Raw genomic sequence first — 1341 nt, 5'->3', positions numbered from 1 at the left:
TCCAGCTGCCGAACCAGCCTTCGACGCGCGGCGGCGCATACGCATAGGTGCGAAACGACAGGCCGACGAGATTCGACAGATATTGGCCGACGTTGTCGCCGAGTGCGCGAAACAGGAACGACGTCGGACCGGCCGCGACCACGAACGCAAGCAACAGGAACGCAATCAGCAGATTCAGCTCGGACAGCCGCCGCACGCCCTTGTCGAGCCCGCTCGCAGCGGACAGACCCGCGAGCGTCACCACGAGTGCGACGAGGCCGACACGGAACGCATCGCTGCTGGTGTCCCAGCCGGCGACCATCTGCAGGCCCGCGCCAAGCTGCATCACGCCGTAGCCGAGTGTCGCCGCGATGCCGGCGATCGTGCCGACGAGCGCGAACGCATCGACCGCGTGTCCGATCCAGCCGTCGATGCGTTCGCGCAACACCGGATACAGGCCGGAGCGCAGCGTCAGCGGCAGGTTGTAGCGGAAGCCGAAATAGGCAAGCACGAGTCCCATCACGCCGTAGATCGCCCAGGCGTGAAAGCCCCAGTGGAAGAAGGTCATCAGCATCGCTTCCTGGGCGGCGGCGGGCGTGCCGGGGTCGGTGCCCGGCGGCTTCAGATAGTGCTGCATCGGCTCGCCGACGCCGAAGTACATCAGGCCGATGCCCATGCCGGCCGCGAACAGCATCGCGGTCCACGACATGAAGCTGAATTCGGGTTCGGCGTCGTCGGGGCCGAGCTTGATGTTGCCGAAATCGCTCGCGGCGATGAGCACGAGGAACACGAGGAAGGTGCTGACGGCGGCGACGTAGAACCAGTCGAAGTGCGCGATCACCCATTGCTGGCCCGCGGAAAACCGCGCGCCGGCCTCGTCGGGACGCAGCGCGCAGACGACGAGCAGCGCGCCGATCACCGCCAGCGACGGCAGGACGACCTGTGGCTTGAACGTCGTGCGGGATGAGGGACGTGAGTCGGTCATGGATGGCATCCAGGAAAGGGCGCACACGCCGGAACGCCGCGTGCCGCGCGTGAAAGCGCGGCTTGCCCGGATGCGGCGGACGTGCGTGTGTTACCCGGTGATACGGCTGCAACGGAGGGCTTGCAGGGAATGAGCTGACGAATTGTAAGTGATTTGTCAGAATTGCATTCGCGAAGGGATGATGAGCACGGCCGCGCACCGGGCGGATGCCGCGCATCGGGACTTCCCGGAGGTAATGAAAATTCTTTTTTTCCGGATGCTCAATTGTGTAAGTTTACTTTCATCACATGCAGCCGAATCCTTCGCATGCAGACGCGCCCGACCGGACAGTTGCTGATCGGCTCGTCGCGGCAGTTCGACACCGAGGATCCGCGTGT

The 1341-nt window shown here is 64.6% G+C and carries 1 protein-coding gene; it reads right to left on the bottom strand.

Translation table 11 applies throughout. The annotated features are described in order from the left end of the window. A partial coding sequence (locus KH616_RS25025; protein ID WP_292254941.1) for a BCCT family transporter occupies positions 1–964 on the bottom strand: 964 nt, incomplete at its 3' end. Between the last annotated feature and the right edge of the window lie 377 nt (positions 965–1341).

This window comes from Burkholderia sp., assembly GCF_018375725.1.
Lineage (GTDB): Bacteria > Pseudomonadota > Gammaproteobacteria > Burkholderiales > Burkholderiaceae > Burkholderia.
This window is presented reverse-complemented; position numbering and strand designations above follow the sequence as displayed.